At 61.0% G+C, this 12,905-nt stretch carries 14 protein-coding genes and 1 pseudogene; 5 read left to right on the top strand and 10 right to left on the bottom strand.

The annotated features are described in order from the left end of the window. Positions 1–84: 84 nt before the first annotated feature. A complete protein-coding gene (locus BBF94_RS28030) occupies positions 85–255 on the bottom strand; it encodes a hypothetical protein (RefSeq protein WP_176704477.1) in 171 nt (56 codons plus the stop codon). A gap of 51 nt (positions 256–306) precedes the next feature. Further along, entirely contained in the window at positions 307–546 is a 240-nt protein-coding gene (locus BBF94_RS19455; protein WP_404820961.1) for a hypothetical protein, read from the bottom strand. 226 nt (positions 547–772) lie between these two features. On the opposite strand from BBF94_RS19455, the gene BBF94_RS19450 reads away from it, so the two are divergent. Further along, entirely contained in the window at positions 773–1,156 is a 384-nt protein-coding gene (locus BBF94_RS19450; RefSeq protein WP_065260599.1) for a tautomerase family protein, read from the top strand. 174 nt (positions 1,157–1,330) lie between these two features. Further along, positions 1,331–2,299 (top strand): 2-hydroxyacid dehydrogenase, encoded by a 969-nt coding sequence (locus BBF94_RS19445; protein ID WP_065260598.1) that lies wholly within the window; start codon positions 1,331–1,333, stop codon positions 2,297–2,299. Here BBF94_RS19445 and BBF94_RS27720 read toward each other — a convergent pair. Further along, positions 2,296–2,415: pseudogene (locus BBF94_RS27720) on the bottom strand (type VI secretion system protein TssA); the annotation flags it as partial. The gene BBF94_RS19445 and the pseudogene BBF94_RS27720 overlap by 4 nt on opposite strands. Before the next feature lie 247 nt (positions 2,416–2,662). Here BBF94_RS27720 and BBF94_RS19440 point away from each other — a divergent pair. Both BBF94_RS19440 and BBF94_RS19435 read left to right on the top strand, forming a co-directional pair. Next, positions 2,663–3,730: a phosphotransferase family protein gene (locus BBF94_RS19440; RefSeq protein ID WP_065260597.1), complete on the top strand. Its 1,068-nt coding sequence runs from the start codon at positions 2,663–2,665 to the stop codon at positions 3,728–3,730. A 22-nt stretch (positions 3,731–3,752) separates the two neighbouring features. Continuing rightward, positions 3,753–4,520 (top strand): SDR family oxidoreductase, encoded by a 768-nt coding sequence (locus BBF94_RS19435; protein WP_064380507.1) that lies wholly within the window; start codon positions 3,753–3,755, stop codon positions 4,518–4,520. Positions 4,521–4,633: 113 nt separating this feature from the next. On the opposite strand, the gene BBF94_RS19430 is transcribed toward BBF94_RS19435, so the two are convergent. From BBF94_RS19430 to BBF94_RS19405, 7 genes are all read right to left on the bottom strand, one after another. Further along, a complete protein-coding gene (locus tag BBF94_RS19430; RefSeq protein WP_225875075.1) occupies positions 4,634–5,287 on the bottom strand; it encodes a trimeric intracellular cation channel family protein in 654 nt (217 codons plus the stop codon). Next, a complete protein-coding gene (locus BBF94_RS27715; RefSeq protein WP_141676605.1) occupies positions 5,272–5,493 on the bottom strand; it encodes a hypothetical protein in 222 nt (73 codons plus the stop codon). The genes BBF94_RS19430 and BBF94_RS27715 overlap by 16 nt, the downstream gene beginning before the upstream one ends. A 692-nt stretch (positions 5,494–6,185) precedes the next feature. Continuing rightward, the gene (locus BBF94_RS19425; protein ID WP_065260595.1) at positions 6,186–6,428 is read right to left on the bottom strand and encodes a DUF1652 domain-containing protein; all 243 of its coding nucleotides are present in this window, start codon (positions 6,426–6,428) and stop codon (positions 6,186–6,188) included. A gap of 187 nt (positions 6,429–6,615) precedes the next feature. Further along, positions 6,616–8,106 (bottom strand): helix-turn-helix transcriptional regulator, encoded by a 1,491-nt coding sequence (locus BBF94_RS19420; protein WP_065260594.1) that lies wholly within the window; start codon positions 8,104–8,106, stop codon positions 6,616–6,618. 77 nt (positions 8,107–8,183) lie between these two features. Beyond that, the gene (locus tag BBF94_RS19415) at positions 8,184–9,074 is read right to left on the bottom strand and encodes a LysR family transcriptional regulator (RefSeq protein WP_065260593.1); all 891 of its coding nucleotides are present in this window, start codon (positions 9,072–9,074) and stop codon (positions 8,184–8,186) included. A 6-nt stretch (positions 9,075–9,080) separates the two neighbouring features. Continuing rightward, on the bottom strand, positions 9,081–11,288 hold the full coding sequence (locus BBF94_RS19410) for a xanthine dehydrogenase family protein molybdopterin-binding subunit (protein WP_065260592.1): 2,208 nt from the start codon (positions 11,286–11,288) through the stop codon (positions 9,081–9,083). Next, positions 11,288–11,752, bottom strand: a complete 465-nt coding sequence (locus BBF94_RS19405) for a (2Fe-2S)-binding protein (protein WP_065260591.1) — start codon at positions 11,750–11,752, stop codon at positions 11,288–11,290. The genes BBF94_RS19410 and BBF94_RS19405 overlap by 1 nt, the downstream gene beginning before the upstream one ends. A 118-nt stretch (positions 11,753–11,870) precedes the next feature. On the opposite strand from BBF94_RS19405, the gene BBF94_RS19400 reads away from it, so the two are divergent. Continuing rightward, entirely contained in the window at positions 11,871–12,761 is an 891-nt protein-coding gene (locus tag BBF94_RS19400; RefSeq protein ID WP_065260590.1) for a LysR substrate-binding domain-containing protein, read from the top strand. Positions 12,762–12,905 lie beyond the last annotated feature (144 nt).

The raw sequence follows: 12,905 nt of genomic DNA, 5'->3' as shown, positions 1-12,905 counted from the left end.
TGGCGAAATCACTGTCGGAATTGAATATGTGAAATGTCGTTATCCGGTACGTCACATGCAGCGAGTGCGCGAAGGCAGCTTCAATCAGAACGAACGCCCCAGAATCACACCAAGTGAAATGCAGTACAGACCAAAACCCAGCAACAACCACATTTCATACATCTCGTCCTTGTCTTCGGCCCGCGTCGCTTCGGCATACTTGTTGAGCTCTCGCTCGATCTGTTCCATTCGGGCCTTGCGGTCAAAAGTGCTCATATCGATTTTCCTTGTTGGTTCAGGGGCCCGACTGTCGTGAGAGACGATCCTCTAAAACTTGAAAAACAACCCCGCTACAGCGGTGATTGCGGTTAACACGCCTCCCATTACCGCAACTGGATAGAGTTTGGTCTCCCTCTTCAATTTCTTTTCTTCCGCCATAAGTTTTTTACATTCGGCCACGAGCTTGCGTGACTCATGTTCCAACCTGTCGAGTTCCAGGCTTTCACGATCGTTATGAAACATCGGCCTTCCCTGGCTAATGGCAATCCCATTCAGGTTGCTGCCCATCCTGAAGAGCACATCCCGTCTTGCCTGCATGATTTCGCATTTTTCATTCCGCCGGATAGCGGATGAGTCCAACAGTATTTGTAGGCAGCATCCGTAACATTCGCAGGACGACACCTACATCACCGAACAACTTTAAACAGCCTCACCCAATGGCATTTTTCGGCTATACCCAATGGCGAACCGACTGACAGCCCTTTCCAGTCCCCCTGCCCCACGGAGCCCGCTCATGCCCCTCGTTCGCATCGAACTCAAGAAACGCCCCGATCCGACCTTCGCCAGGCGCGTCGGCGAGCAGATCTACGCCGCCATGCGCAACACGATCAATGTGCCGGAACACGACAATTTCCAGATTCTGGCCGAGCACGATGGCGAGCATTTGGTCTTCGATACGCAGTACTTGGGAATCCAGCGCAGCGACCAATTGGTGATCATCCAGATCACCCTCAATGAAGGCCGGACGCTGGAGCAGAAAAAGGCGCTGTATCAGACCATCGCCCAGAACCTGAACACACAGCTGTCGATCCGGCTGGAGGATGTGTTCATCAATCTGGTCGAGGTGAAGAAAGAAAACTGGTCGTTCGGCAACGGCATCGCCCAGTACGCCAGTTGATGCATCTGTACTCGGCATCGGGACTGCGTTCTGACGAAGCGCCCGCACACGCCCCGTATCAGCTCCTACACTGGCTGGTGCGGGGCAATGTCGGCCATTGCCAAACCGCTCTGGAATCAGCACTCTGACACGACTTTCGCGCCCGACACGCCGACCGATCACAGGAGCCGAGCAATGCCCGCCACCGTTCTGGTACTGGTTGAAACCATCAATGACTACCTGCCCATACTCGAACGACAGGGCTTTCACCTGATCCTCGCGCCGACTCCCGCTGAACGTGCCCAGGCCATAGCCACCCACGGTACCCGCATCGACGCGGTACTGACCCGTGGCCCGCTGGGTCTGTACGCTGAAGAAATCGCCGCGCTACCTGTGCTGAAAATCATCTGTGTGATCGGTGCCGGTTACGAGCAGGTGGACCTGCAAGCCGCCAGCAACCGGGGTATCACCGTGACCAACGGCGCCGGGGTCAACGCGTCGTCGGTGGCCGACCATGCCATGGCGCTGCTGCTGGCACTGGTGCGCGACATTCCACGCTGCGATGCGGCGGTGCGCCGTGGAGAATGGCCGAAGATCATGCGCCCGTCCCTGGCGGGCAAACGCATGGGCATTCTCGGCCTCGGCGCAGTGGGCATGGCCATCGCCAAAAGGGCGAACCTGGGTTTCGACATGGAAATCCACTATCACAACCGCCAGGTCCGCAACGACGTACCCTACGCATTCTGCTCGACCCCGACCGAGCTGGCGCGAGCGTCGGATTTTCTGGTGGTCGCGACGCCCGGCGGCATCGGCAGCCAGCATCTGGTGACCCGTGCGGTACTCGATGCCCTGGGGCCCAAGGGATTTATCGTCAACATTGCCCGTGCCAGTGTGATCAACACCGCGGATCTGATCACCGCCCTCGAACAACGGCGGATCGCCGGCGCCGCACTGGATGTATTCGATCATGAACCCCAAGTGCCCGATGCACTGAAAACCCTGAGCAATGTGATTCTCACCCCGCACGTTGCCGGGCTGTCACCGGAAGCCACCCAGGGCACCGTAGAGCTGGTGGGGAAAAACCTGGTGGCCTTCTTTGCCGGGGAGCCGGTACTCACACCGCTGACGTTACCGCCCAGACAGAACAACCAGCGCGTGCACTAAAGCACCCCGAGCAACGTCCACAGCCGCCGCGACTCGGCGTCGGCGCAAATCAGCTCGCCGAGCAGTTTGCTCAACCGCTTGTTACCCCACTCTACCCTGTGCCGGATCAGGTACGGGGCTGAGTTCAAGGCCAGGCTGTCGCTGGCACTGGCACAGACCTGCCGGCAGCCCATTCCGACGCTCCTTTCTGAACAAGGCATACGTGCTGAACCTTGGTCGCCTGTGGCCCGCCGTGCACATTCCCAAAGGTGATTATCGTCCAACACGCTAACCTATAAGACCGAACCGCGCTTGTGACGACCCGAGCGCGCCATTAGATTAGCCAATGATGTCTGGCCTCCAAAATAAGCAGAAGGGATAAGCATGGCGCTTACTGACCAGTCCACCCGTATCCGCTCTGGCGAAGAACTCGATGCCAGCCTGATCGATCCGTATCTCAAGGCCCACATTCCGGGTCTGAGCGGTACGCCGCAGATCAGCCAGTTCCCTGGCGGCGCGTCGAACCTGACCTACCTGCTGGAATACCCGGACCAGGAATTCGTCCTGCGCCGTCCGCCGTTCGGCCACAAGGCCAAGTCCGCCCACGACATGGGCCGCGAATTCCGTATCCTCAACCAGTTGCGCGACGGCTTCCCGTACTGCCCGAAAGCCTATGTGCACTGCACTGACGAATCAGTGATCGGCGCCGAGTTCTACGTAATGGAACGGGTCAAGGGCATCATCCTGCGCTCGGACCTGCCGCCGGAACTGGGCCTGGATCCGGCAAAAACCGAAGCCTTGTGCAAGAGTTTCATCGACCGTTTCGTCGAGCTGCACCGGGTCGATTACAACGCCTGCGGCCTCGGCGATCTGGGCAAGCCGGAAGGTTATGTCGCCCGGCAGATCAAGGGCTGGAGCGAACGCTACGAAAAAGCCCTGACCCCGGACGCACCGCACTGGGAGAAGGTCAAGGCCTGGCTCAACGACAAGATGCCGGCCGACCATCCGACCTCCAGCATCGTGCACAACGATTACCGCTTCGATAACGTCATCCTCGACCCGGAAAACCCGATGCAGATCATCGGCGTGCTCGACTGGGAACTGACCACCCTCGGCGATCCATTGATGGACCTGGGCAACACCCTCGCCTACTGGATCCAGGCCGACGACCCGGCACCGGTGCAACTGATGCGCCGCCAGCCGAGCCATGCGCCGGGCATGCTGACCCGCCGCGAATTCGTCGACTACTACGCCGAGCGCTCGGGCATCCGGATCGACAATTTCGACTTCTACTACACCTACGGCCTGTTCCGCCTGGCCGGCATCGTGCAGCAGATCTACTACCGCTTCTTCCATGGCCAGACTCAGGACAAACGCTTCGCGCAGTTCATTCACATGAACAAACTGCTGGAGCAGATGAGTCTGCAGGTCATCGCGAAATCGAGCCTCTGACGGCCCACACCAAGGAACCCTTATGTCCAAGACTCAGTTGTTCGACCTCGACGGCAAGATCGCTTTCGTCTCCGGTGCCAGCCGCGGCATCGGTGAAGCCATCGCCAAACTGCTGGCCCAGCAAGGTGCCCATGTGATCGTGTCGAGCCGCAAGCTCGAAGGCTGCCAGCACGTGGCCGACGCGATCATCGCCGCCGGCGGCAAGGCCACCGCCATCGCCTGCCACATCGGTGAAATGGAACAGATCAGCCAGGTCTTCGCCGGGATCAAGGAACAGTTCGGACGCCTGGACATCCTGGTCAACAACGCCGCGACCAACCCGCAGTTCTGCAACGTGCTGGACACCGACCTCGGCGCCTTCCAGAAAACCGTCGACGTGAACATCCGCGGCTACTTCTTCATGTCGGTGGAAGCCGGCAAGCTGATGCGCGAAAACGGTGGCGGCAGCATCATCAACGTGGCCTCGATCAACGGCATTTCGCCGGGGATCTTCCAGGGCATCTACTCGGTGACCAAGGCTGCGGTGATCAACATGACCAAGGTCTTCGCCAAGGAATGCGCGCAGTTCGGCATCCGCTGCAACGCCCTGCTGCCGGGCCTGACCGACACCAAATTCGCCTCGGCGCTGGTGAAGAACGACGCGATCCTGAAACAGGCGCTGACCCAGATCCCGCTCAAGCGCGTGGCCGACCCGAGCGAAATGGCCGGCGCCGTGCTGTACCTGGCCAGCGATGCGTCGAGCTACACCACCGGCGTGTCGTTGAATGTGGACGGTGGTTTCCTGTCCTGATTCAAACCTGTAGGAGCGAGCCTGCTCGCGATTGCGTCAGTACAGTCAACATCTGCATGGGCTGAACCACCGCTATCGCGAGCAAGCTCGCTCCCACAGGGTCAGTGTTTCAATCAGGCATCGAGGACTTTCGGCAACTGCCAGCCGAAATGCACCGACAACAACCGCAGCAACAAACACGACGCCCCGGCCAGCAACGCAGCCGCCACCGGAGAAACGCCCAGCCTGCGCCCGACGATCAACACCGCCGCGCCGACAAATGCCGAACTGGCATACAAATCCGCCTGTAACACCAGCGGCACCCGTGCCAGCACGATGTCACGCAGCACCCCGCCACCGACACCGGTAATCGTGCCCATCAACATGGCCACAAACGGCGAAATCCCGAAATTCAACGCCTTCTGTGCCCCGGCCACGGCAAACAGCGCCAACCCCGCCGCATCCAGCACGATCAAGGTCGAACCGGACCAGCCCAGCACCCGCTCATGAAAAACAAACGCCACCCCGCCCATGGCGAACGCCAGCGCGGGATAACGCCAGTCGGCCACAGCCTTGGGCGGCGTAGCGCCGATCAACAGATCACGGGTCACCCCGCCGCCCAGTGCAACGATGAACGCAATCACCATCACCCCGAGCAGATCGAGTCGAGCGTGCATCGCTGCAATGGCACCTTCAACGGCAAACACGGCGGTGCCGACCAGATCGGCCACCAGCACAATCCGCTCGACCCGCGCCTTCGATGGCGCCAGGGCTATTGAGTGACGCAACGGGTCTTGGTGATGTGTCGGGTCACTTGCCCGTCGCCATACATGTCACCGGCAACCTCGGTGTTTTCCATCACCTGACAGGTGCGCTCCGGTGGCGGAGGCGGCGCTGCCGGCGGAGGGGGTGGAGGACTGGCACAGCCGCTCAGCAACACCAGACCGAAAGCCGACAACAATGAAAAACACACGCGTTTCCCAGGATTGTTCATAGGATGACCCGCGATGAATGGAAGACAAACTCCCGTCGCCGAGCGTGAAAATGCCCGGTTATGGAAACCGAACCACTCATTCCTTATAGACCAGTGGGGGGTGAGTGCCAGTGGAATGGTGGGATTGGGGGGAAATGGCTGTCGATTTTGGGGTGTGGTGAACAAACGGACCGTGTGTTCCGACAGATTCTTGAACAACCTCAAGAAACAGCCCTCACCCCAGCCCTCTCCCGGAGGGAGAGGGAGCTGATCGTAGTGACTATTTGAATTACATCGACCTGAAACACCGAGTTGAACTCAGGTTTTGAAGAGCACACAAGTCGGCTTCACGCTCTTCACCACTCAACACGATGAGCGTTAGCTCGAGTACCGCTTTTGACGTGCCGGCCCCGTCGGAAGGCTGAGTGGAGGGATTTATCCGGGGGTGGGCGCGTAGCGCCGTTTGGCGAAGCCAAACACATCGAGAGGAGGTGCAGCGAAGCAAACCGGAGGCGATGCCCCCGGATGAATCCCGGAACGAAGGAACACCGAGCCACAGCGAGGTGCCGAACGCCGGGGCCCAGACCTTTGGTTACTTTGGGGCGTTTGCCAAAGTGACTCGCCGTCAGGGCGAAACCGCCAGCGGCAGCACCCGAAGCAACGGATATTCACCCAAACCCAAAACAGCATGGTCGGCCCAGAGGCCGCCAGGTTCACCCGGGCGAGCGCAAGGAATTACTCTCAAGCTCATACCGCAATTCATCAATCAAGGCCTCCACCGCTTCCGGCGTACGCAAGGCATCGAGGTTCAACCCGCTGATGACCAGATCAACCTCTCCGGAAACCCGGTGATACAACTTCACCGTCAGTGAATGATCCCCATCCACTACGCACTCACAGGCCAACGGCGAAAAACTGCGCTCAAGCTGCGCCCGCAACTGCGCCAGATACATCACCGTGCACGCTCCGAAAGGCAACGCGACAAGCAGGGTTCAATGGCAAGCAATACATTCATGGGGCTGATCCATTAGCAACGACGAAGGGACACGATTACGAAATAACGCATCGCATGTCCCCAGCCTAAGAACAGCCTGCCTCGCCAGACACCCTAATTTGCACCCCATGAACTAGTGCATTTGCACCTTACCGTTGCCCTTTGCCACCGCCCGAGAACAGTCCGCGCTCACGGGCCCAGACGATCGCCTCACTGCGACTGTGCACGTCGAGTTTGGAATACACCGTCGCCACATGATTGCGTACGGTGTTCGGCGCCAGTTTCAACCGAGCCGCAATCTCCTTGTCCGCCAGCCCCTCACAGATCAGTCCCAGCACATCGCGCTCACGAGCCGTCAGATCGGTAAACGACACACTTGGCAGTTGCGGCGAATTGACCTTCTTCACATTGGCCAGTTTTTCGATCAGCGTCCGGCTGAACCACGACGCATCCTTCATCACCTCTTCAATCGCCGCCACCAGTTCGAGCTCGGTGCGCTTGCGCTCGGTAATGTCCATCAGCACCAGCAGGTAGCACACCGTGTCCTGGATGTTGACGGTGTCGGCGGATACCGCGCACTCCAGCAGCTCGGCGTCTTTCTTGCGGATCCGTATATCGACGCGATCGACCCGGCCGGTCTTCTCCAGCGCCGCCAGCAACCGGGCGCGTTCCGCCGGTTCATCGATGAAGTCCAGTTGTGCGACGGTCTTGCCGAGCACGTCGTCGCTCTCGTAAGCCAGAGTATCGAGAAAGGCCTGATTGACGTCGATCAGCCGCTGCTCGTCGGCGCTACAGATCAGGATCGGCACCGGCGTCAGGCGAAAGGCCTTGGCAAATCGTTCCTCACTCTGGCGCAGCGCAACTTCGGCCTTGTGCCGCAACTCCATGTCGACGAACGAAAACAGCATGCAGTCTTCGTCGTTGAGCACCAACGGCTGGCCGGCGACGATCACCTGCTTGCTGCCGCCGTCCGGCAGACGCAACTCAGCCTGCATTTGCGGAATGGTCGCGACATCGCGCAGGCGCTGAATGGCCAGTTCCTTGCGCTCGGCCTGTTCGAGAACGTCCAGCTCATAGGTCGAGGCGCCGATCACCTGATCGCGGGTGTAGCCGGTCATCTCCAGGAACCCCGGGTTGACCTTGATGTAACGCAGGTCACTGAGGCGGCAGATCACCGCCGGCGCCGGATTGGCATTGAAGGTCTTTTCAAAACGCTGCTCGGCGTTGGCCCAGTCGGTGACGTCGCTCATGATCAGCACCAGCGATTCGGTCTCGCCGTCACGATCGGTCAGCACCATGCTGCGCACGCTGTGCACCCAGGTGCGTTCTTCGTCGCTGCGCGAAGTGACTTCCACCAGCACGTCGCTGAAGGCTTCTCCCGCTGCCACCCGGCTGATCGGGTACTGCTCCGGCGTCAGTGTGTGGTTATTGCGATAACGCAGGTTGAAACGCTCGGCATACTCCGCGGCATTGTTGCCCAACTCGCCGATGCGGCTGACGCCATGCATCGCCAGCGCGGCTTCGTTGGCCCAAAGAATGGTCTGATCGAGTTCCAGCAGAATCACCCCGTCGGACAGACCGGCAATGATCTGCTGCAACTGACGGCGATTGGTTTCGGTGGTCAGGACGTCCCGGCTCATTGGCTCTCCACAAGTGAACGCATGTGAAGATTACGACCGCTGGCGATTGTGATCGTGCCGGACCATTTCACCCGCGCCTATCGCGCTGTGTTATCGACCAGCTCGCGCAGCGTATCGAGAAACAGCTTGAGCACCGGCGAGGTATCGTCGGCCCGATACGTTGCGTACAACGGCACTTGCGGCAGCGCCGGGGTCAGGCGCCGGAACACCAGCCCGGCCGGGGCCAGTTGTTCGATGGAGGCCGGCAGCAAGGCCACGCCGAACCCGGCGCGCACCAGACTGAGCAACGTCTGCACCTCGATCACCTGCTGGCGGATCTGCGGCGTGAACCCGGCCTGAATGCAGCACTGATAGAGAAAATTGGCGAAGCGCGACTGCTTCAGTTCCAGCGCAACGAACGGTTCCTGCGCCAGATCTGCCGGCGCCAGCACTTCGCGCCGGGCCAGCGGATGGTCCGCTGGCATCACCGCATGGATCGGCTCGTGGAGCAGCAGCTCATTGCGCAACTGCGGATCGTCATAGCCGACCCGAAACACACAGGCGTCGATGCGTTTCTCTTTCAGCGCCTTGACCTGGGCTGCCGGGGTCATCTCATGCAAACGCCAGGTCACTTGCGGGTAGCGCTCGCGAAACAGGTGCAGCGCCGTGGGCAGCACGCCGACCATCACCGAACTGATCATGCCGATTTCCAGCTCGCCCAGTTGCCCGCGCCCGGTCTGGCGGGTCAGGTCCAGCGTCCGTTCGAGTTGCTCGAACACCAGCGGCGCCTGTTCCTTGAGCATCTGCCCCGCCGCAGTCAGCTCGACCCGATGGTGGCTGCGCTCGAACAGCGGCGTGCCGAGTTCCTCCTCCAGCAGGCGGATCTGCTGGCTCAGCGGCGGCTGGCAAATATGCAGGCGTTCGGCGGCGCGACCGAAATGCAGTTCATCGGCCAGGGCCATGAAATACCGCAGCAAACGCAGATCCATGGCGGCTTACCCCAGGCTCAATGGCGTGGAGCGCTGACGCACCCCGGTCAGGCTGAACAGCGCATTGGCAATCGCCGGAACCACCGACGGGCTGCCCAGCTCTCCGACGCCACCCGGTTTGTCCGGTTGGCCATCGAGCACGAGGATGTCCACCGGCGGCATGTCGGACATGCGTGTGACGCGATAGTCGTGGAAGTTGCTCTGCACCACCCTGCCCTGCTGGATGTCGAGACGGTCGAACAGCGCATGACCGAGGCCCCACATCAGTCCGCCGTAAATCTGCTCCTCGACCCCGCCGGGCGAAACTGCCAGGCCGCAGTCGACCACACAGGTCAGCTTCTCGACCCGCGCCTTGCCGTCGACTTTCGCAACCCGCGCCACCACGGCAATGAAACTGGTGTAGCCCTGATTGGTGGCGATCCCCAGCGCCGTGTCCGGTGGCAGTTTCTGCCCCCAACCGGCGCGTTCGGCTGCCTGTTTCAGCACCGCGACATGCCGTGGTCGCTCCTGCATGTTGGCCAGCCGGAACGCCAGCGGATCTTCACCGGCGGCATGGGCCAGTTCATCCATGAAGCTTTCCACGGCGAACACGTTGGGAATGAAGCTCACCGAGCGATACCAGCCGCCGGGCACGTGGCTTTCGTGCTTGACCCAGTTCAGCTCCAGGTGCGGTGGACGGTAGGCGAAGTCCCACGCGGTGATGGCTTCGGTGGTGCTGTAATCCATATGATCCGGGCGCTCGAAATAGCCCGGCTCCCACTGTTCCGGCGAGGCCGGCGATACCGCATGCAATTGCAGCGCGGTGAGTTTGCCCTGGGCATCCAGTGCGCCTTTTACCCGGTGCAAGGTCGCCGGGTGATTGAACAGCGCGTGCATTTCATCTTCGCGGCTGTTGAGCAGTTTCACCGGTACACCGGTCTGTTGCGCCAGATACGCCACTTCGAACAGCCAATATTTGGCTTCCCGCGCACCGAAACTGCCGCCGGACACCAGCTCATGGATCGTGACCTTGTCCTTGCCGATGCCGCACACGGTCTGCGCCGCTTCCAGCGCCGACGATGGTACTTGCACACCGCCCCAATAGGTGATCGCCTTGTCTTTGACCTGCGCGGTGATGCAGATCGGTTCCAGCGGGTTTTGCACCTTATAAGGCATGGTGTAGTCGGCTTCGAGCAGCTTTGCCGCACCCGGCCATTGCCCGACGACATCGCCCTGGGCCATGGCTTTGACGGTTTGGGTTGCCGGATCACTGATCGCGGCAATCTGTGCCTTGGGCAACTCGGCGCTGTCGAAACCGGCCAGCGGGGAGTCGCTCCATCTGATCTCCAGAAGCTTGCGCCCCTGTTGCGCGGCCCAGAAGGTTTCGGCCAGTACCGCGACGCCTTCGAGGTTGCCGCCGAGCACGTCGGGGCGCCCTGGAATCGCAATCACCTTGCGTACACCCGGCACCTGCAACGCGGCTGCCGAATCCACCGCGACAACCTTGGCGCCCACTACCGGCGCACGTTGAATCACCGCCACCAGCATCCCCGGTAACTGCACGTCGATGCTGTATTTGAAGCGCCCGCAGACCTTGGCCGCCGCATCGCGTTTGTGACGCAATTTGCCGATGTATTTGAACTGCGCCGGGTCTTTCAGCGTGACATTGGCAGGTACCGGCAGTTGCGCCGCCGCGCCGGCCAGTTCGCCGTAGCCGAGGCTGCGTTGGCTCGAGGCATGCACGACCCGGCCTGCTTCGGTGGAGCAACTGTCGGGGCTGACTTTCCACTGCTGCGCCGCCGCACTGATCAGCAGCGCCCGCGCCGTGGCACCGGCCATGCGCAAGCGATCGTATTCCAGCGACACACTGGTGCTGCCACCCGTGGAAAACACTTTCCAGACCGGATGAATATAGGTTTCGAAGAAGGGATCTTCCGGGGTGATGACCTGCACCGTCATCGGGTTCACATCCAGCTCTTCGGCCACACAGGCGGCCAGCGCAGTCTGGGTGCCGGTGCCGGAGTCGTGCTTGTGCACCACCAGTTTCACCGTGCCGTCGGGCAGCACGCGCACCCAGGCGTTGGGTTCGAATTCACCGCCAGTGGTTTTCGATCCGGTCGCCGCCACACCGGCAGGCAGATATAAGGCAATCGCCAGTCCGGACGCCACCGCCACCGTCTGCTTTAGAAATACCCGACGCGACAGTTCGAAACCGGCATTTTCGACGAGGCTCATCACGCCTCCTTCGGCGCATTCGCCGCACGTTTGATCGCCTTGTTGATCCGCCCGTAAGTGCCGCAGCGGCAGATATTCCCGGACATGGCGTTGCGGATCGAGTCGTCGTTGACCGGCGCGCCGGTGTTGAGCAGCGCGGCGGCGGACATGATCTGCCCGGATTGACAGTAGCCGCATTGCGGCACATCTTCGGCGACCCAGGCCAGTTGCAACGGGTGGCTTTCATCAGGGGACAAGCCCTCGATGGTGGTGATGCTGTGGCCCGCGACGGCGGCCAGCGGCAACTGGCAGGAACGCACCGCCACGCCGTTCAGGTGCACGGTGCAGGCACCGCACAGGCCCATGCCGCAGCCGAATTTGGTGCCGGTGAGTTTCAACTGGTCACGCAACACCCATAACAAGGGCATGGAGGGGGACGCCTCATCCAGCTCGCGTCGTTCGCCGTTAACCGTGAATGCAATCATTGTCAGGCTCCAAAAGAGCGGCCCGTCTTTGTGCGGGCCTGGTGACCGATTATTGGAACCCCCGGCAAAGCGCGGCCAGCGACGATTTCTGCCAACCGGTGTAAGCAGGACTAACAACATGTACAAGCGATACCCGTCGGTGCAGTCCATGAGCGCATTCATCCACGCGGCGCGCAGTGGCAGTTTTTCCAGCGCTGCGCGCAAGCTCGACCTGACCCACAGCGCGATCAGCCAGCAGATCCGTGCCCTGGAAGAATTCATCGGCCAGCCGCTGTTCGTGCGCGAAGGCGGCGGCAGCAACCTGACCGATGCCGGGCAGTTGTTTGCCAGCGTACTGTCGGATGGTCTGGCGCAGATTGACCGGGCGTTGTCCTCGGTGAAGAACCGCAGCGTGGCCCAGCGTCTGACCCTCGACGTCGACAGCGAACTGGCGCAGAGCTGGCTCAATCCGCGCCTGCCGCAGCTGCTCGACGGCCTGCCGGATTTCGAAGTGACGATCCTGTCGATGCCGCGCAGTGATCGCAGCACGTTCGAACGGGTGGACCTGTCGCTGCGCTATGGCTATGGCGATTGGGATGATTGCGAGATGACGCAGATCTGCGGCGACCGGGTGCTGGCGGTGGCGTCCCCGGCACTGCTGGAACGGCATGGTTTGCAGGTGCCGTTGAGCCCGGCGCAGATTCTTCAATTGCCGCTGCTGGGGTACACGCGCAGGTCGTGGATTCCGTGGCTGGAGGCGGCCGGAATGACACCGACCGAACCGCCGGCGCGGGTGGTTTTTGATAATGCGGCGAATCTGATTGCGGCGGCCGAGGCGGGCGTCGGCGCGGGTCTGGTACGGGGACTGTTGGCTGCCGATGCCTTGCGCAGCGGACGGCTGAGGGCGTTGAACGAGGCGCAGATTGCGGCGCATTACAACCTGTATGCGGTTTGGCCCCATGGGCAGGCTGAGCGGGTGGCGCCGGTGGTTGATGCGATCAAACAGCTGGCTTTGCATACACAATTCTGACGCCTTCGCGAGCAAGCTCGCTCCCACGGGTGGCGGCATTCCAACGGGTAAATGCAGTCAAATTGTGGGAGCGAGCTTGCTCGCGATGAGGCCATCACTATCACCACAAAAACCAAAACCATATCGAACAAGTATCACCACCCC

Source organism: Pseudomonas bananamidigenes, assembly GCF_001679645.1.
GTDB lineage: Bacteria > Pseudomonadota > Gammaproteobacteria > Pseudomonadales > Pseudomonadaceae > Aquipseudomonas > Aquipseudomonas bananamidigenes.
Note: the sequence above shows the minus strand (reverse complement) of the source record. Positions and strands in the feature narration are given on the sequence as shown.

Bases quoted from the DNA above. Each gene is read 5' to 3' on its own strand.
- BBF94_RS28030 (WP_176704477.1), bottom strand. From the start codon at position 255: ATGAGCACTTTTGACCGCAAGGCCCGAATGGAACAGATCGAGCGAGAG.
- BBF94_RS19455 (WP_404820961.1), bottom strand. From the start codon at position 546: ATGGGCAGCAACCTGAATGGGATTGCCATTAGCCAGGGAAGGCCGATG.
- BBF94_RS19450 (WP_065260599.1), top strand. From the start codon at position 773: ATGCCCCTCGTTCGCATCGAACTCAAGAAACGCCCCGATCCGACCTTC.
- BBF94_RS19445 (WP_065260598.1), top strand. From the start codon at position 1,331: ATGCCCGCCACCGTTCTGGTACTGGTTGAAACCATCAATGACTACCTG.
- BBF94_RS19440 (WP_065260597.1), top strand. From the start codon at position 2,663: ATGGCGCTTACTGACCAGTCCACCCGTATCCGCTCTGGCGAAGAACTC.
- BBF94_RS19435 (WP_064380507.1), top strand. From the start codon at position 3,753: ATGTCCAAGACTCAGTTGTTCGACCTCGACGGCAAGATCGCTTTCGTC.
- BBF94_RS27715 (WP_141676605.1), bottom strand. From the start codon at position 5,493: ATGAACAATCCTGGGAAACGCGTGTGTTTTTCATTGTTGTCGGCTTTC.
- BBF94_RS19420 (WP_065260594.1), bottom strand. From the start codon at position 8,106: ATGAGCCGGGACGTCCTGACCACCGAAACCAATCGCCGTCAGTTGCAG.
- BBF94_RS19415 (WP_065260593.1), bottom strand. From the start codon at position 9,074: ATGGATCTGCGTTTGCTGCGGTATTTCATGGCCCTGGCCGATGAACTG.
- BBF94_RS19410 (WP_065260592.1), bottom strand. From the start codon at position 11,288: ATGAGCCTCGTCGAAAATGCCGGTTTCGAACTGTCGCGTCGGGTATTT.
- BBF94_RS19405 (WP_065260591.1), bottom strand. From the start codon at position 11,752: ATGATTGCATTCACGGTTAACGGCGAACGACGCGAGCTGGATGAGGCG.
- BBF94_RS19400 (WP_065260590.1), top strand. From the start codon at position 11,871: ATGTACAAGCGATACCCGTCGGTGCAGTCCATGAGCGCATTCATCCAC.